General features: G+C 72.8%; 15 protein-coding genes. 3 read left to right on the top strand and 12 right to left on the bottom strand.

Annotation, left to right across the window (positions count from 1 at the left end; translation table 11 throughout):
* Positions 1–56: 56 nt before the first annotated feature.
* The 7 genes from hydA to OG488_RS31200 form a co-directional block, all read right to left on the bottom strand.
* The gene (gene hydA / locus OG488_RS31230) at positions 57–1,445 is read right to left on the bottom strand and encodes a dihydropyrimidinase (RefSeq protein ID WP_329234988.1); all 1,389 of its coding nucleotides are present in this window, start codon (positions 1,443–1,445) and stop codon (positions 57–59) included.
* A 52-nt stretch (positions 1,446–1,497) separates the two neighbouring features.
* Positions 1,498–2,781: an aspartate aminotransferase family protein gene (locus OG488_RS31225; RefSeq protein WP_329234986.1), complete on the bottom strand. Its 1,284-nt coding sequence runs from the start codon at positions 2,779–2,781 to the stop codon at positions 1,498–1,500.
* Entirely contained in the window at positions 2,778–3,620 is an 843-nt protein-coding gene (locus OG488_RS31220) for a nitrilase-related carbon-nitrogen hydrolase (RefSeq protein ID WP_329234983.1), read from the bottom strand. Before OG488_RS31220 ends, OG488_RS31225 begins: the two co-directional genes overlap by 4 nt.
* Before the next feature lie 131 nt (positions 3,621–3,751).
* Positions 3,752–4,786: a serine hydrolase domain-containing protein gene (locus OG488_RS31215; protein ID WP_329234980.1), complete on the bottom strand. Its 1,035-nt coding sequence runs from the start codon at positions 4,784–4,786 to the stop codon at positions 3,752–3,754.
* 4 nt (positions 4,787–4,790) lie between these two features.
* Positions 4,791–5,711 carry a DUF6895 family protein gene (locus tag OG488_RS31210; RefSeq protein WP_329234977.1) on the bottom strand — a complete coding sequence of 307 codons (921 nt, stop codon included), beginning with the start codon at positions 5,709–5,711 and terminating at the stop codon, positions 4,791–4,793.
* Positions 5,708–6,433, bottom strand: a complete 726-nt coding sequence (locus OG488_RS31205; RefSeq protein ID WP_329234974.1) for a hypothetical protein — start codon at positions 6,431–6,433, stop codon at positions 5,708–5,710. The genes OG488_RS31210 and OG488_RS31205 overlap by 4 nt, the downstream gene beginning before the upstream one ends.
* Positions 6,430–6,612, bottom strand: a complete 183-nt coding sequence (locus OG488_RS31200) for a hypothetical protein (RefSeq protein ID WP_329234971.1) — start codon at positions 6,610–6,612, stop codon at positions 6,430–6,432. The genes OG488_RS31205 and OG488_RS31200 overlap by 4 nt, the downstream gene beginning before the upstream one ends.
* A 645-nt stretch (positions 6,613–7,257) precedes the next feature.
* Here OG488_RS31200 and OG488_RS31195 point away from each other — a divergent pair.
* Entirely contained in the window at positions 7,258–8,196 is a 939-nt protein-coding gene (locus tag OG488_RS31195) for a hypothetical protein (protein ID WP_329234969.1), read from the top strand.
* A gap of 49 nt (positions 8,197–8,245) precedes the next feature.
* On the opposite strand, the gene OG488_RS31190 is transcribed toward OG488_RS31195, so the two are convergent.
* From OG488_RS31190 to ggt, 4 genes are all read right to left on the bottom strand, one after another.
* A complete protein-coding gene (locus OG488_RS31190) occupies positions 8,246–9,619 on the bottom strand; it encodes a hypothetical protein (RefSeq protein ID WP_329234966.1) in 1,374 nt (457 codons plus the stop codon).
* Between the two features lie 131 nt (positions 9,620–9,750).
* Positions 9,751–10,131 carry a PPOX class F420-dependent oxidoreductase gene (locus OG488_RS31185; protein WP_329234963.1) on the bottom strand — a complete coding sequence of 127 codons (381 nt, stop codon included), beginning with the start codon at positions 10,129–10,131 and terminating at the stop codon, positions 9,751–9,753.
* 105 nt (positions 10,132–10,236) lie between these two features.
* Positions 10,237–10,926, bottom strand: a complete 690-nt coding sequence (locus OG488_RS31180; RefSeq protein WP_329234960.1) for a glycoside hydrolase family 75 protein — start codon at positions 10,924–10,926, stop codon at positions 10,237–10,239.
* Between the two features lie 143 nt (positions 10,927–11,069).
* Positions 11,070–12,875, bottom strand: coding sequence for a gamma-glutamyltransferase (gene ggt / locus OG488_RS31175; protein ID WP_329234958.1), 1,806 nt, complete (start codon positions 12,873–12,875; stop codon positions 11,070–11,072).
* Positions 12,876–13,142: 267 nt separating this feature from the next.
* On the opposite strand from ggt, the gene OG488_RS31170 reads away from it, so the two are divergent.
* Positions 13,143–14,378, top strand: a complete 1,236-nt coding sequence (locus OG488_RS31170; RefSeq protein ID WP_329234956.1) for a PP2C family protein-serine/threonine phosphatase — start codon at positions 13,143–13,145, stop codon at positions 14,376–14,378.
* 108 nt (positions 14,379–14,486) lie between these two features.
* Entirely contained in the window at positions 14,487–15,233 is a 747-nt protein-coding gene (locus OG488_RS31165) for a hypothetical protein (protein ID WP_329234954.1), read from the top strand.
* A gap of 35 nt (positions 15,234–15,268) precedes the next feature.
* On the opposite strand, the gene OG488_RS31160 is transcribed toward OG488_RS31165, so the two are convergent.
* Positions 15,269–16,693, bottom strand: a complete 1,425-nt coding sequence (locus OG488_RS31160; RefSeq protein ID WP_329234951.1) for an MFS transporter — start codon at positions 16,691–16,693, stop codon at positions 15,269–15,271.
* Positions 16,694–16,764 lie beyond the last annotated feature (71 nt).

Raw genomic sequence — 16,764 nt, 5'->3', positions numbered from 1 at the left:
CGGTCGGGGGGAGGTCCGCCGGCCTGCTGAACCGGGCGGGCCCGGCGCGCTCCCGCTCACAGGTACTGGCACAACCCCCGGGGTACGTACGCCCCGTGTCCCGCGCGCCCCACGTACGCGCCGCCCTCGATGACCGGGACGCCACGCGACAGCACCGTCTCGACCCGCCCGGTGATCCGCCTTCCCTCGTACGCCGAGTAGTCCACGTTCATGTGGTGCGTCGCGGCGGAGATCGTCTGCTCGGCCTCGGGGTCGTACACGACGATGTCCGCGTCCGAGCCGGGCGCGATCGTCCCCTTCCTGGGGTAGAGGCCGAACATCCTCGCCGGAGCGGCACAGGCGATCTCGATCCAGCGGCGGCGGGAGAGGTGCCCGTCCACCACGGCCTGGTGCAGCAGGTCCATCCGGTTCTCCACGCCCGGCATGCCGTTGGGGATCTTCGAGAAGTCGCCGATGCCCATGTCCTTCTGGCCCTTGAAGCAGAACGGGCAGTGGTCCGTGGAGACGACCTGCAGGTCGTCGGTCCGCAGCCCCCGCCACAGGGCCGCCTGGTGCTCCTTCGGCCGGAGCGGTGTCGAGCAGACGTACTTGGCACCCTCGAAGTCCGGCTCGGCCAGGTTGTCGGTGGACAGGAAGAGGTACTGCGGGCAGGTCTCTCCGAAGACCGGCAGGCCCTCGTCACGGGCCCGGGTCAGCTCGGCCAGGGCTTCCCGCGCGGAGACGTGGACGACGTAGACGGGGGAACCGGCGACCTGGCTCAGCCGGATGACGCGGTGGGTGGCCTCGGCCTCCAGGAGGGCCTTCCGGACCTCCCCGTGGTAGCGCGGGTCGCGTTCCCCGCGTGCGAGGGCCTGTTCCACGAGGACGTCGATGGCGATGCCGTTCTCCGCGTGCATCATGATCAGACCGCCGTTGTCGCCGGCCCGCTGCATGGCCCGGAGGATCTGGCCGTCGTCCGAGTAGAACACTCCGGGATACGCGGTGAAGAGCTTGAACGAGGTCACGCCGGCTTCGATCAGCCTGTCCATCTGCTTGAGGGACGACTCGTTCACGTCGGACATGATCATGTGGAAGCCGTAGTCGATGGCGCAGGTGCCGTCGGCCTTCTCGTGCCACGCGTCGAGCCCTTCCCGGAGCGAGCCGCCCTTCGGCTGGATGGCGAAGTCGACGATCGTCGTGGTGCCTCCCCACGCGGCCGCCCGGGTCCCCGTTTCGAAGGTGTCGGCGGACAGGGTGCCGCCGAAGGGCATCTCCATGTGCGTGTGGCCGTCCACCCCGCCCGGGATGACGTATTTCCCCCGGGCGTCGATGACCCGGTCGGCCGTCCACCCGTGACTTCCCGGAGTGGCCAGGGCGACGACCTGGCTCTCGTCGACGAGGACGTCCACGTGGAGTTCGTCGGACGCGGTGATGACCAGACCACCGGTGATCAGCGTGCGTGCCACAGCTCAGCTCCATTCGCTTCGGATCAGGGGTTCCCGGCCGGCGCGGCCCGGTTCAGCTCGCGGCCCGGAGTGCCTCACCCAGGATCTCCGCGCCCTCCTCGGCCTCGGCGACGGTGAGCGAGAGGGGCGGCGCGATCCGCAGGACGCTGGTGTTGTGGCCGCCTCCCTTCCCGATGAGCAGTCCGCCCTCGCGGGCCGCTTCGAGTACGGCCGCGGCGGCGTCAGGGTCGGCGTCGTCGCTGCCGGGCTTCACCAGCTCGATGCCGATCATGAGCCCCCGGCCGCGCACCTCCCGTACGGCCGGAAGACCGGCACCGAGGGCCCGGAGCCGCTCGATGAGCAGCCCGCCGACCCGGCGGGCGTTGCCCTGGAGGTCGTGCTCCAGCAGGTACGAGAGGTTGGCGAGGCCGGCGGCCATGGTGACCGGGGATCCGCCGAACGTCGAGATGGAGTTGGCGTCCAGGCAGTTCATGACCTCGGCGCGGGCGACGACCCCGCCGATGGACATGCCGTTGCCGATGCCCTTGGCGAAGGTCAGGATGTCCGGCGGACCGCTCGAGGCGTGCGCCTGCCAGCCCCAGAAGTGGTCGCCCGTACGCCCCCAGCCGGTCTGCACCTCGTCGGAGATCCAGAGGATGCCGTGCCGGTCGAGGACCTCGCGGAACGCCGCGTACAGCCCGTCGGGCGGCGCGGTGAAGCCTCCGACGCCCTGGACGGGCTCGGCGATGAGCGCCGCCACCCCCCTGGTGTGTCCGAGCAGGTCCTCCAGGTCGGCCACGCACGCCTTGACGAACCGTTCGTCGCTGAGCTCTGCGTACGGTCCCCGGGTGCGGACCCCGCCGTGGACGTACAGCGTCTGCAGCGGGGAGAGGCTCGTCGTCGACCAGGACCGGTTGCCCGTGACGGACACCGCCGAGAACGACCTGCCGTGGTAGCTGTTGCGCATCGCCAGGATCTGGTTCGACCCCCGGTGGGCGGTGGCGAGCAGCAGGGCGGTGTCGTTGGCCTCGGTGCCCGAGGTCGTGAAGAAGACACGGGCGTCCGGGATGCCGGAGAGCGCCGCCACCCGCTCGGCGAGCTCGACCATCGGACGGTTGAGGTAGAGGGTCGAGGAGTGGATGAGACGGCCGGCCTGCTCGGAGACGGCCTTGGTCACCTCGGGCAGGGCGTGCGCGGTCATCGTGGTGAGGATGCCGCCGAAGAAGTCGAGGTAGCGGGTGCCGTCGGCGTCCCAGACGTGGCGGCCTTCGCCGTGGGTGAGCTCCAGGGGGTGCCGGTAGTAGAGCGCCAGCCACTCGGGGCTGACGGCCAGGTGCCGCTCGTGCAGTCCGGTCACGGCTCCACCAGCCCGTCGTACGCGTCCGGCCTGCGGTCCCGGTAGAACGCCCACTGTGTGCGGACCTCCTCGATCAGGCCGAAGTCGAGGTCACGCACGAGGAGTTCCTCCTCCTTGTCGCTCGCGACCTCTCCCACGAACTGACCGCGCGGGTCCACGAAGTAGCTCGTTCCGTAGAAGTCGTTGTCGCCGTACTCCTCCTGGCCGACGCGGTTGATCGCGGCGATGAAGTACTCGTTGGCGACGGCCGACGCGGGCTGTTCGAGCTGCCAGAGGTGGCCGGAGAGCCCTCGGGAGGTGGCGGACGGGTTGTACACCAACTGGGCTCCGTTGAGGCCGAGTTGCCGCCACCCCTCGGGGAAGTGCCGGTCGTAGCAGATGTAGACGCCCACCTTGCCGACGGCGGTGTCGAAGACCGGCCAGCCGACGTTGCCCGGCTTGAAGTAGTACTTCTCCCAGAAGCCCTTGACCTGCGGGATGTGGTGCTTGCGGTACTTCCCGAGGTACGAGCCGTCGGCGTCGATCACCGCCGCGGTGTTGTAGTAGAAGCCGGACCGCTCGACCTCGAAGACCGGCACGACGATCACCATGCCCGTCTCACGGGCCAGGTCCCGCATGCGCCGGACGGTCGGCCCGTCCGGGACGGCTTCGGCCCAGCGGTAGTGCTCGGGCTCCTGGACCTGGCAGAAGTAGGGGGCGTTGAACACCTCCTGGAAGCCGATGATCTTCGCGCCCTGCCGGGCGGCCTGGCGCGCGTGTTCCTCATGTTTGGCGATCATGGATTCGGTGTCGCCGGTCCAGGTCGCCTGGACGAGCGCGGCGCGTACCACGTGGGACATGAGCTGCTCCTTCGACGCGGCGTCAGAGAGCCTCTACGTATCTCTACGCCCGTAGACACGGTGCACAGGAGGAGAACGTAAGCCCCGTCACACAACGGGGCAAGACCATCGCCGTGAACCGGCGGAGTCGATCATGTTTCGCACCCGAGCGGTCCACACCCCTCCGGGGGCCGGGCGTCCAGTGCGTGCAGGGTCCCGTACGCCGCCTGGACGAAGGGGGCGAGCGGGGTGGGCGCCGTGTTCGTCAGGGCGACGAGCCCCGTGCCGGAGACCGGGAGGAACCCCGTGAAGGCGGTGAATCCCCGGGTCCCCCCGGAGTGGTGCAGCAGCGCGCCGTCCGGGCGCGGACGGAGGTTCCAGACGAGGCAGAGCCGCGCCCCGGTCCTCGGCACGCCCAGCCGGGGCCGCTGCACCTCCGTCAGCGCGGTGCGCAGTGCGGGATCCGGTACGGAGTCCGGGTCGAGCAGGGCGCCGACGAGGTGCAGCAGATCGCGGACGCTGGAGCGCACCGCGCCGGCCGCGACCAGCCCCGGCATCCGCAGTGCCGGACGGGGACGGCCGTGCCAGTACCCGGTGATCTGAGGGGTGTCGGCGTCGCAGTCGGTGTGGGACAGACCGAGCGGAGCGGTGATCCGGTCGGCGAGCAGGGCGGGGTAGTCGCCCCCGGTGCCGCCCGCCGCCCTGGCGAGGACGTGGCCCAGCAGTGCGCCGCCGAAGTTGGAGTAGAGCACCCTGGTACCGGGGCGGTGGCGCAGCCGGGTGCGGCGCAGGGAGGCGAGCAGGTCGTCCTCGGAGAACCCCGCGTACGGGTTGCTGAGCCAGCCGCTGCGGACCGCCCGGGACAGCAGCCCGGGAGGCAGTCGGGGCAGGCCGGAGGTGTGGGTGGCCAGGTGGAGCAGGGTGAGCGGCGGCCCGGGCAGCCTGAAGGGGAGGTAGCGGTCGGCACGGTCGCCGTAGCGGACCTCGCCCCGTGCGGCCAGCTCGGCGAGCAGCAGGGCGGTGAAGGTCTTCGTCAGCGAACCGGTCTCGAATCTGCTGTCCTCGCCCACCGGGCCGCGGAAGAGCACCGCGCGCTCGGCGCCGCGCACCGCGGCGACCGCCGCCACCGGGCCCCCGGCGGCCGCCAAGAGAGGGCCCAGGCGGTCGGCCAACGGCGGTCCTGTCACGCCCTCACCCCTGCTCAGCCGCCCGGGCGAGCGCGATGGACCCGGCGACGGCGGCGACGACGACGGTGTGCTGATGGTCCGTGAACCGCTGCTGGGGGTCGTCGTCGACGGGGTCGCTGTCCCGGGGGACGAGTCCGTCCTCGTGCTGGAGCGCCGCGACGGCCTCCCAGTCCTCCGGCCGGCAGTACGGGTCCTCGATCGAGGCCCCGACGACGAGGAGTTCCGTCACGAGGTCCCACTGGCCCACCTCCCGCCATACGTCGATCCACACGGGGAGCCAGGTGCGTACGTAGTCGGCGAGCTCGGGCGGCAGGCCGCCCGGGTTCCCGCCCCAGTCGGTGAGGTGGAAGACCGTGTGGGTCATCGCGTAGGCCGTGATCCAGTTGATGGCCCACGGCTCCGGCCGTGCCCCGAGCCAGGTGGCGGCCGCCAGGGCGTTCATGTCCTCGGTGTGGTCCAGGCCGACGACACGGGCGGCGTTGGCGACGGCGAGCCGCCGGTTCGGCAGCACCTCGACGCTGCCGGCCGACCGCATACGGGAGCGGTGCGCGAGGAGCCGGTCGAGCTCCTCGTGGCGGTAGCCGCTGCGCACGAAGGGGGCGTACATCTCCAGCGGGTCGGTCATCAGCGTGTGGCGCAGCTGGCGTTCGTAGATCATGTCGCCGTGCCGGAACTGCTCCCAGGTGAAGTCCATCAGGCTCTGGGCGGCGGCCAGCCGTCCTGGTCCGGCGACGCCGTCCCGCAGGATGAGGGAGGCCGCGAGTGTGGTCTCCCCCAGGGGTTTGTAGACGCTGTCGGGGTCGGCCATCGTCTCGGTGGTGCCGGGCGGGAGACCGCCCAGGTCGCGATTGGCGTGCAGCCACGAGAGGGCGCGGTCCGCCATGCTGCGGGCCGCCCGGGTGACCGGCTCGGGGATCGTCGTCATGTGCGTGCCGCCTCAGGAGCCGTGCCGGAAGACCGTTCGAGGAAGTGACGTGCGATCGCCAGGTCGAGGGCGGCGCGCGGACCCGCTCCGCCCACCAGGTGCACGTGCTCCACGGCGACGTCCGGGTCCAGGGGCAGGCCGACTCCTTCGTGCCGCAGCCAGGCCAGCCAGCGGACGAGGCGTCCGGCCGTGGGGAAGTCACGGCGCAGGATCGACCGGCTGAATCCCCTGCTCAGCGGGAGGGCTCCGCCACGGGCGGCCGCGTGCACCGGGCCGTCGAGACCGAGCGTGGCCAGGGGGGCGAGTTGGGCCATCCGGACGGACCAGGCGCTCCACTCCCCGGTGGTGGGGAGCACGTCGTCCGCCGGCTCGGGCGCGAGTGCGCGCAGGCTGTCGTCACGGGAGAGCCGGGCGAGCAGGACCGCCGTCGCGTGGTCGCGCCGGGCGACGGTCGCCTCTTCCGTGGTGTCGGACGCGGGAAAGGCGTCGAAGGCCTTGACGACGACGGCCGCGTCCTGCGGCTCGAACGCCTGGCCTGCCAGGAGGTGTGGGCTGAAGACGTCGGCACCCAGCACCCGGACGGCGGCCAGCGCCGCGAGGGTGTCGGGGGCGTCGTCGACGTACCGCGCCGGCTGCACAGCGCCCCCGGTGCCGTCGAGGGCACCGAGGACGTGTACCGCCAGGGCGTCGGCCGCCTCGGCGAATGCGGAGTGGGAACTCACTTGCCCCGGGGCTCCTTCGGCTCCTTGGGAGACAGGAGGAGGAGCGCGAGCAGGAAGCCCGCGGCCTCGGGGGTGTAGAGCGGGGCGTCGCTGACGACCGCCTCGGGCTCCGCCATCAGGGCGCTGAGCGTGGTCGCCTGCGCCGGGGTCGCGGTGAGAGTGATCTCCTGGGTAAGCATGGTGGTGCCTCCACATCACTGGGGGGACATGTACCACTTGTGTGGTTATGCCTCGACCGACCCTAAAGGGTGGGCCGGAAAATCTCTCCGCAAGTCCGTGCGCACTGGCCATGTGCATGGGCCACAGGGCCCGGAGGGCCCCGTCCAGCGCTCGTGGCCCACTCCGCCGAGGACAGGCGCGGGAGCTCGGGACAGCCCACCCGGGGGGCGCACGCCGGCGCAGGATTCCGACGGCTCCGGCCGCCGGGTACCTCCGTGCCCCTCACAGGTGCGTTCCACTCCGGAGTGGACACCCCGCACGCCATCTCCGTACATCAAGTCGACATGGTGCGACGGCAGTTCACATGACAGCCACCACGGCCACCTCGAGATCGGGGAGAGTGGTGGGCATGCGCCGGATCCGCCCGGTCCCGCCGGTGACGGACATCGTCGGCGGGCTTGCCGCGCCCTGGGGTCGCGGTCGGCAGTTGTTCGGTTTGCCGGTCGATCCGACCAATCCGTACAGCTGCCGGCTCCGAACCGGTAGGGGACGGGATCGTTCCGGCGCGGTTGCCGGGCCTCCTCGGCACGGATGCGACGTGGACCCCGGCAATGGAGGGCCCTGCGGGCATGCGGCCCGGCAGGCCGACGAAGTGGAGACGGTACGTGGGCATAGCCAGTGCGCCGGCGGACGAGGTACGGGAACGCCGGAGACAACAGGCCTTAGCGGGCACGGGAGAAGGGGCCGCGGGCGAGGGGAGCGCGGGCGGCGGGAGCACGGGCGATCCCGCCGACGTTCTCCGCGCCGCGGGCTCTCCGGCCGACGGAGACCCGGAGACGGCCACGGACTCCCCGCCGACGTCGGCCGACGAAGGCCCCAGGACAACCACGGTCTCCCCGCCCACACCGGCCGACGAACGCCCGAGGACAGCCACGGACTCCCCGCCGACGTCGGCCGACGGTCGGCCCGCCACCCGCGTCCCAGCCCCGTCCACCGGCCCCGTCTTCCTCGACCTGAGCGGGCGGCGCAGCCGTACCTGGCGTCGGGCGGGCACCATCGCCGCGCTCTGCTGTGTCTGCTACGCCACGACCCTGGTCGCCACGCTGATCGGGAGCGATTCCAGCGCGCCGTTCCTGCGGCTGCCCAGGGCGATGGGCCTGGACCGCGAGACCGGACCGCGTCCGGCCCCGTCCTCGGACAGCAGCCGGTCGGCCTCGCCGTCCCCCGGACCGGCCGACGGGACGACCGGTCCCGGGGTACTCGCCGCCGCCGGGCCGTCCCTGAGCGCCGGGCCCACCGCCCGCGAAGTCCTCCGGGCGTCCCCCGGCCCGTCGGACGTCCCCGTGGTGGACGCCCGGCCGACCGCGCCCCCCAGGGCCTCCGCGTCCGGGCCGCCCGCGCAGGACGCGGGCGGCGGCGGCTCATCGACGGCGGAGCCCTCCACCGGCCCCGGGACCGGCGCCGGATCCGAGACCCCGGCCGGCAACGGTGACGGCGGCCAGGGCTCGGAGCCCGACGACCCGGCCTCGGGCAGCGGCCCCCTCGGAGATCTGGTCGGGGACCTGGTCGGAGGTCTGCTCGGCGGCCTCCTGGGCCGCACCTGACGGGTCACCGCGCGCCCTCACCGACGACGGTGCGCGGCGGGCGGCGCTCCTACGGCGCCGCGATGCCCGCCACCCGGAGCGCGTGGACCAGGTCCCACTCCCGGGCCGCGGACACCTCGCGCGCCGCGGCGAGCAGTTGGGGCACCAGATGGCGGGGCCCGCCCTCGGCGATCCGCGCCGCGTCCTGCGGGGTCCGTACGCGGACGAACGCCCCCAGCAGTGCGCGCGCCTCCGGTTCCAGTCCGGCCCGGTCGAGGGCGACCACGGCATCGGCGATCTCGCCGGCGGGCCGGGCGACCCCTTGGCGGAGCAGCTGCCCGCAGTCGTCCGCGCGGCCCGCGGCGGCCAGCGCACCGGCGGCGGCGGCGAGTCCGGCCGGCGGCAGGGAGGACACCTCCCACAGCAGCGTCGCCCAGTCGGCGGCCAGACCGGCCGCGTGCAGTGCCACGGCGAGGACGGGCAGGTGCTCCGCGGGCCGGCCGGCCGCCTCGCAGAGCACGACGTGCGCCTCGCCGCTGCGGCCCTCCGCGCGCAGCCGCCCGAGCAGCGCGACGGTGTCCTCCGCGGCCCGGCGCGCGACCGGGTCGGGCTCCGCGGATCGTGGGACCCCCGGCGCGCCCTCCTCCGCCCGTACGGCGCCGAAGCGCGCCCCACGCGGCGCGGCGGCGTCCGGCGCGGGGGCCGCCGGTACGGGCCCGCTCGGGGGGACCGGATCGGCTTGCGCGCCGTCCTCGACCTCCAGGCCGGCGAACCGTGCCCCGCGCGGCTTCCCGCGCTTCTTCCCCGTGGCCGGCTCCACCGCGGAGGGGGCGTCCACGCGAGGGGCCCGGGGCTCCTCCGGGCGGCGCGGTCCCGGGACCGCGGGGGCGAGGCCGCGCTCCGGTACGCCCGCGCCGTCGGCCCGCTGCTCCCGGAACCAGGCGTCCGGTGGTGTCCGCTCGACCGCCGCCAGCCGGCTGCGGAGCTCGGAGCAACGGGCCGTGGCGCGGACGTGGTCGTCGCGCGCCCAGGCCAGCGCCTCCGTCTCCCCGCCCCGCGCGCCGGCCTCCTCCGCACCGGCGGCCCGCATCCGGTGCGCCGCGTACGTCTGTTCCTGGAGCATCACGGACAGCCGGTCGGCGAGTGCCTGCCGCCCGCCCGGGCGCCGGTCGTAGGCGGCCGCGGAGGCGGCGCACAGCGCGGCAGCCCGTACCGACTCCCGCGCGGCGAACGCGGTGCCGCGCACCGCGGCAAGGTCCTGGAGCAGCGACTCGACCACGTCCCAGGGCGGCACCTCGGCGCCGTCGAAGCAGGCGCGCATGCCCTCGGGGTCGCGCGCGCGGAAGACCCCGTACCAGCCTCGCCCGGGGTCGAGCAGGGCTGCCAGGTCACCCAGGTACTGTGCGAACGCCCTTACATCCGGCTCATGTTGATCCACTGTCACCGTCGCCCTCACCGGTCGCCCGGGACTGGAGCATTCCAGTCTGCCGGGCATTGGACCGCAGGCGTGTTACGGACGGGCTACGCGAGCTTTTCCGGCGTGGTGCGGCCGGGCGCGACCGGGCCGGGCGCCCGTCAGAGGGTGACGGCGATCCCCGTGTGGGGCCGCTTGCCGAGCCGCGCGACCATGGCGGGCCAGTCCACGAGCCAGAACTTCCACGTGTACTTGCGGGCGAGCACCTTGCGCACCGCGCGGGTCCCGTCGCCGTCGAGCAGCCGGGCCGTCCCCTCGGCGCTCGGCGCACCCTCGGCGATCCGGCCGCGGACGTCGCAGACGGTGACACGGACCCGGCTGTCGTTGCGCAGCCGCTTCACCTTCCAGGAGTCCGACCGGGTCCAGACGTACAGCACCCCGCCGTCGGCCGCGGCCCAGACGGGCGTGGCGACGGGCGTGCCGTCCTTCCGGTAGGTGGTCAGGCTGACGTACTCACTGCGGGCGAAATCCTGGAGAGTCACGGGCGCGACCCTACTCGGCCTGTGCCGTGAGCGGGAGGTCCCCCGGTTCTGACGGCAACGCGGGGACGGGGTCCCGCCGTCGGCCGACCGTCCGTCAGCCGCCTGTCAGTTGCCTGCGACGAACTTCCGGGCGAGTGCCTCGCCCTCCGCGACGGCGGCCGCGTGGTCCTCGATGGGCGACACCTCGGAATTCCGGAAGAGGATGTAGGTGACGCCGGACGCGGTGCCGCCGGTCTTCGGGTCGGGGTCGATCCCGAGCTCCCGGGCCGTCGCGTACGACGCCTCGCCGATGATCCCGGTGGGGCCGGTGTCCCCGACGACGGCGTACCGGACCTTCCCGTCGTGGATGACGGCGGCCACCCCGCCTCCCACGATTCCGGCCCCGGAGTACTTCCAGATCGGCCCGGGGCCCGGGACCACGATGTACGGCAGCGCGGCGGCGTCCAGCGGCTTGCCGGCCGACGTCGTGAACGCCGTCTGCGCCTGGAAGGACGGGTCCGTCTTCTTGTTGCATGCGGTGGTGGTCCTCCCGTCGCAGTCGATGTCCATGTCCGCCTTCCAGAACACGGCTTCCTTCGTCCCGCACACGGGGATGTCCGCCGGGGTGCCCTGGTCCGTCCGGTACATCCCGTGGGAGATCCGGCTGCAGGTCTTCACCCGCGCGAGGAGCTCGGCGGCGCCGACCGTGCCCTCGGCCGGGCCGCCGGCGGAGGATTCGGCCGATGCGGGGAGGGCCGACGCGGCGAGGACGACGGCGCCCGAGGCCGCGGCGAGGGCGAGCATGCGCTTACGCACCGTGGGAGATGCCCTTTCACTGGACGCGGAGGGCACTGGCGGGCCCTCCCTTGCCGGAGCGGCCCCCCGCTGCACAGCCTCGGGGCCGGCACGACGCGCGGAAGCGTCGTACCGGCCCCGAGGCCCATGCAGACGTCGTACCGTCAGGAACGGCCGCTCGGATGCACCACCATGGCCGAGCCACCACCGCGCCGCACCTTTTCGGCGGCGGCGAGCCAGCGCCCTCCGGGCAGCCGCTGGATGCCGGTGGCGGCCCCGATCTCCGGGTTCGCCTTGAACACGTGTCCGAGGGCCTCCAGCTCCCCGCGCACCGGGCTGTCCCACAGCCCCGGCTCGATCTCCGTCGTGGCGGAGTTCCGCTGGCTGGCGCGCGGCGCGGCGATCGCCTCGACCAGCGGCAGGCCCCGGTCCAGGTGCCCGGTCAGCGACTGCAGGACGGTGGTGATGATGGTGGCGCCGCCCGGCGATCCGAGGGCCAGGACGGGCTTCCCGTGCTCCAGCACGATGGTCGGCGAGATGGACGACCGCGGACGCTTGGCCGGGCCCGGCAGGTTCGGATCGTGCACCGCCGGATTCGCCGGTGCGAAGGAGAAGTCGGTCAGCTCGTTGTTGAGCAGGAATCCCCGCCCCGGCACGGTGATGCCGCTGCCGCCCGTCGACTCGATCGTCAGGGTGTACGCGACGACGTTGCCCCACTTGTCGGCAGTGGTCAGATGCGTCGTGTTCTCACCCTCGTACGTCGTCGGGGCGGCCTCTCCCCCGGTGGCGCAGCGGGCCGGGTCGCGCGGGTCGCCGGGGGCGAGCGGGCTGGTGAGGACCGCGTCGTCCTTGATGAGGCACTCGCGCGAGTCCGCGAAGCGCTGGCTGAGCAGCTCCCGCGTCGGCACGTCCTCGAACGCCGGGTCACCGACCCAGCGTCCCCGGTCGGCGAACGCGATCCTGCTCGCCTCGATGAGGCGGTGCAGGTACTGGGTGGTGCTCGCCTTCGAGAGGTCGGTCGACTCCAGGATGTTGAGGGCCTCACCCACACTCGTGCCCCCGGACGAGGAGGGTGCGATGCCGTAGACGTCGAGGCCCCGGTAGCCGATTCTCGTCGGAGCCTGGCGGAGCGCGCGGTACGCCTTCAGGTCCGCGGCAGTCAGATCCCCGGGGCGCACCACTCGGGTGGCCGCCGGGTCCACGGGCGGTTTCCGCACCGTCGAGACGATGTCCCGGGCCAGGTCGCCCCGGTACAGCTCGTCGACCCCCTCGCGGCCGAGCGTCCTGTACGTACGGGCGAGGTCGGGGTTCTTGAACACCGATCCCGTCACGGGCAACTGTCCGCCCGGCAGGAAGAGTTCGGACGTGGCGGGGAAGTCGGCGAACCTGGCCTGGTTGGCCGCGGTCTGGGACCGGAAGGTCTCGTCCACGACGAATCCGTCACGGGCCAGCCGTTCGGCCGGTTCGAGCAGCCGTCCGAGCGGCTTGCTGCCCCAGGCGTCGAGCGCCTTCTCCCAGGTGGCCGGCGTGCCGGGGGTGCCGACGCCCAGGCCGCTGGTGACGGCGTCGTTGAAGGGGATCGGCTGCCCGTTCTCCAGGAAGAGCGAGGAGTCCGCGCTGCGCGGGGCGGTCTCGCGCCCGTCGACGGTCTGCACGCGGCCCGTCCTGGCGTCGTAGTGGACGAAGTACCCGCCACCCCCGATGCCCGCCGAGTACGGCTCGGTGACCCCCAGCGCGGCGGCGGTGGCGACGGCCGCGTCAACGGCGTTTCCCCCCTTTCGGAGCACTTCGATCCCGGCAGCCGAGGCATCCGCGTCGACGCTCGACACCGCTCCCCCGTATCCCACCGCCACCGGCGACTTGGGAGGCGGTACGGGTGGCGCCGAGGCCGCGGGGGCCGCGGCGCCGAGCGAGCCGATGACAGCGATCACGCTTAGGAACGACACATTCCGGCCGACGGAATGACGCATCCGTACCTCCAGTGAAGGATCGTCCGCGCAGGGTAGCGCCGCACCGCCCGTACCGTCAGGACCGCCTCGGTCAGGTGTCCGGACGGACCGCTGCCGCTCCCGCGCGTGAACGACGGCCGGCGCGCCTCGCGCCCGGGTCGTTCCGGGGCCCTCCTGTGGACGCCCAGGTGATTCTCCCGGCCCCAGGGGGTCGCTCCCGCGCCCGGGGGCCCGGCTCCTCCTAAGGTGGAACCGCACAGTACCGGTCGGCACCGAGGCGGACAGCACATGAGGGAACCGCAGATCGATTACGCGGCGGTCTTCCACGCCCTCCCCGGCATGGTCGCCCTGCTCACCCCCGACCTGGTGTACGCCGACGCGAACGAGGACTTCCTCCGCCTGGCCGGACGCACACGCGAGCAGCTGCTCGGCCAGTACATCTTCGACGTGTTCCCGGAGAACCCCAACGATCCCGCCGCCGCCGGCATGCGGGAGACCCGGGAGTCCATGCTGCGCGTGGTGGCCGGCGGGGAGCGCGACACCATGGCCCTGGTGCGGTACGACATCGAGGAGCGCGAGCGGCCGGGCCACTGGGTGAAGCACTATTGGAGTCCCGTCAACGCGCCCGTGCTCGACCCGGACGGAAACGTGATGCTGGTCGTCCACCGCGTCGAGGAGGTCACCGAGCTCATCCAGGCCCGCGACGGCGGCGGGCCCGACAACGACGACCGCGCCCGTGTGCTGGAGGCCGAGCTCTACACCCGCGCCCGCGAACTCCAGGAGATCAACGAGCGTCTGCGCCGGGCCCACGAGCGCGATCGCGAGGTCGCCCTGGCCCTGCAGGAGGCGATGCTTCCCGCCCCCACTCCGGTCGGGCACCACCGGGCCGCGGTCCGCTACCAGCCCGCGGTCGGGACCCTGAACGTGTGCGGCGACTGGTACGACCTGGTCGACCTGCCCGGTGACCGCATCGCGGTCGCCGTCGGCGACGTCGTCGGTCACGGCCTCAAGGCGGCATGTGTCATGGGGCAGTTGCGCAGCGCCCTGAGCGCGGCGGCCCGTGTCGCCGAAGGCCCGGCACGTGCGCTGGAGGCCCTCGGGCTCTACGCCCGCCATGTCGACGGCGCCGAGTCGACCACCGCGGTGAAGACCTTCATCGACTGGAGCACTCACACCGTCGTGTACAGCAGCGCCGGCCACCCACCCCCCGCGCTGCTCGGTCCTGACGGCACCGTGGTCTTCCTCGACCGGGCGACCGACCCGCCGCTGGGCGCCCGCCCCCATCACGTCCCCCGCCCGGAGGCCACGGTGCCCTTCGTCGAGGGCGCCACCCTGGTGCTGTACACCGACGGGCTGATCGAGCGCCGTGACGAGGACATCGACGCCGGTCTGGCCCGCCTCGCCGGGGCCCTCGTCCTCCATCGGCGGTCGGACCCCGAGACGCTGGCCGACGCCCTCCTGGCAGACCTCCTGCCGCCCACGGGCAACACCGACGACACCGCGCTGGTCATCATCCGTCTGTGACCACCGGTGCCCCGTTCCCCACCGTCGGCGGCGGGGAACGGGGCACCGGCCGTACCTGTCAGGGCTGCTTCGGGCAGGTGTCCGAACGGACCGCTACCATGCCCGCTCATGAATGACGACGTACGCAACATCGTGCTCGGTCTCATAGCCGCCGGAATCAGCGCCGCCCTCGGCTGGGTCGCCCGTACGTACCTCTGGCGGCGCGGGCTCCGCCGCAAGCAGGCCTTCTTCGGGCTCCCGGGGAACTCCGAGTGCCTGCTCGTCGTCAACCGCGACGCCGGCGGTGACGGCGCGGTCCACCGCCACGACGTCTTCGCCCTGCTGGAACTCTCCGCCCTCATCAAGGACTGCGAGGCCCACGCCCAGATCGTGTCCCACGACACCGCCCAGCAGGGCTTCGGAGAACGTACCGAGTTCTGCGTCGGCGGGCCGGGATCCAACCGGCGTATGGCGGCCCACCTCCAGTCGCTCCTTCCGGGCGTTCAGATCAGCACCGGGACCGAACCGGGCCCCGACCGCGCGGCCTTCCAGGTGGGCTCGGAGCGCTACCGGCTGGAGCCGGGCACCTCCGAGCACGTCCTGCTCGCCCGGCTGACGGGCGGCCAGGACGCCCGGCCCGTCTTCCTGCTCTGCGGACAGCGCGCCATCACCAACCAGGCCGCCTCGCGCTACCTGATGCGCAACTACGAGAAGCTGCGGCGCAAGCACCGCAACGGGTCCTTCGTACTGCTCCTGAAGGTGGTCAACTCCCAGGCGTACGGCCCCGATGTGGTGGAGCTGATCGGCGACGTCACCCGCACCGCCCAGGCCCCGCTCCCCACCGCACCCCGCACCTCCCACCGCGCCGCGACCTGAGGTGTGATGCCGTTCCTCCCGCCGGCCCCTCCGCCTCACCCTCCGGCCGCCGGGGAGGCCTTCCTCGCTCCCGGGCCGAACCAGAAGGCGAGTGTCGCCAGAATCGCGAGCACGGTGATCAGCGAGGCCCAGACGAAGACACGGGAGATGGTGTCCGCCGCTCCCGCGCCGTCGGTGAAGGGGATGAGGAGTACGGCGAGTCCGACCGATCCGCCGATGGTGAGTGCGGTCTGCAGCACACCGGCGGCGATCCCGGCGTGCTCGGGCGGCGCGGTGGTGAGGATCACCAGGTTGAACGGGATGATCGCCACACCGACCCCGAGGCCGATCAGCACGATCTGGGGCAGCACTCCCGTCGCGTAGGAGCTGTGCTCGTCCAGCGGGGTCAGCCAGCCGATGCCGGCGAGCACGACGAGAAGGCCGACCACGGCACGGACCCGGAGATCGACGGTGGCGACGAGCTTCGTGAGTGCCTGGGTGGACACCAGCAGGGCGGCGCCGAACGGCAGGATCGCGAATCCGCTCTCCAGGGCGTCGAAGCCGAGGACGTTCTGGAGGTACTGCACCAGATAGATCAGGAAGCTGGTGAGCACGGCCGCGAGGAGGAGCAGGTTCACGAAGGCTCCGGCCCGGGCCCGGTCGGCGAAGATCGCGCCCGGCAGCAGGGGTTCGGCCGCGCGACGGTCCACGACGAGCAGAACGCCCCACAGGACCACCGATGCGGCGAGCGAGCCGAGGGTCGCACCGTCGCCCCAGCCCTTCTCGGCGGCGTGCACGAGTCCGTAGACGCCGGAGGTGACGGCGAGGGTGACCAGCAGCGCGCTGGGCAGGCCGAGCGACCGGGCCCGAGTGGCGTCGTCCCTGAGCCCCGGCGTGCGGAGGCCTATGAGGATGACGGCCAGACCGATGGGCACGTTGACCAGCAGGCTCCAGCGCCAGTCCCCCAGCCAGGTCAGCACACCGCCGAGGACCATGCCCGCGGAGGCGCCGAGTCCGGTCACCGTGGAGTAGAGACCGAAGGCGCGGCGGCGGTGCTCCCCTTCGAAGGCGAGGGTCAGCAGGGCCAGTCCGGTCGGGCCGGCGACGGCCGCGCCCGCCCCCTGGAGCACGCGGCCGACGAGCAGGACCTCGAGGTCGGGGGCGAGGCCTGCGATCAGGGAGGCGATGACCACCAGGCCGATCCCGCCGAGGAAGACCTTGCGGTGGCCGAGCACGTCACCGAGGCGTCCGGCTAACAGCAGCAGCCCGCCGAAGGCCAGCAGGAAGGCGTTCGGGACCCAGGACCCGCCGGTGACGGAGACCCCGAGGTCCTCCTGGAGCGTGGGCAGGGCGACGTTCACGATCGTGCCGTCGAGCTGGAGCATGAACTCCGCTCCGACGATCGCCGTGAGAGCGAGGCCCCAGGCCCTGGACGGTGCCCGGGGTGCGGGAACGCCGTCGGGGACGGTGTCTGCGGTCATGGGTGTGCCTCCACGTCCAGCGGTCGAGGCTATAGTGAGACAGCCTCAGGTTATGTCGGACCGCAGTTAAC

It is taken from the genome of Streptomyces sp. NBC_01460 (assembly GCF_036227405.1).
GTDB lineage: Bacteria > Actinomycetota > Actinomycetes > Streptomycetales > Streptomycetaceae > Streptomyces.
Note: the sequence above shows the minus strand (reverse complement) of the source record. Positions and strands in the feature narration are given on the sequence as shown.

Bases quoted from the DNA above. Each gene is read 5' to 3' on its own strand.
- ggt (WP_329234958.1), bottom strand. From the start codon at position 12,875: ATGCGTCATTCCGTCGGCCGGAATGTGTCGTTCCTAAGCGTGATCGCT.
- OG488_RS31200 (WP_329234971.1), bottom strand. From the start codon at position 6,612: ATGCTTACCCAGGAGATCACTCTCACCGCGACCCCGGCGCAGGCGACC.
- OG488_RS31170 (WP_329234956.1), top strand. From the start codon at position 13,143: ATGAGGGAACCGCAGATCGATTACGCGGCGGTCTTCCACGCCCTCCCC.
- OG488_RS31160 (WP_329234951.1), bottom strand. From the start codon at position 16,693: ATGACCGCAGACACCGTCCCCGACGGCGTTCCCGCACCCCGGGCACCG.
- OG488_RS31220 (WP_329234983.1), bottom strand. From the start codon at position 3,620: ATGTCCCACGTGGTACGCGCCGCGCTCGTCCAGGCGACCTGGACCGGC.
- OG488_RS31210 (WP_329234977.1), bottom strand. From the start codon at position 5,711: ATGACGACGATCCCCGAGCCGGTCACCCGGGCGGCCCGCAGCATGGCG.
- OG488_RS31165 (WP_329234954.1), top strand. From the start codon at position 14,487: ATGAATGACGACGTACGCAACATCGTGCTCGGTCTCATAGCCGCCGGA.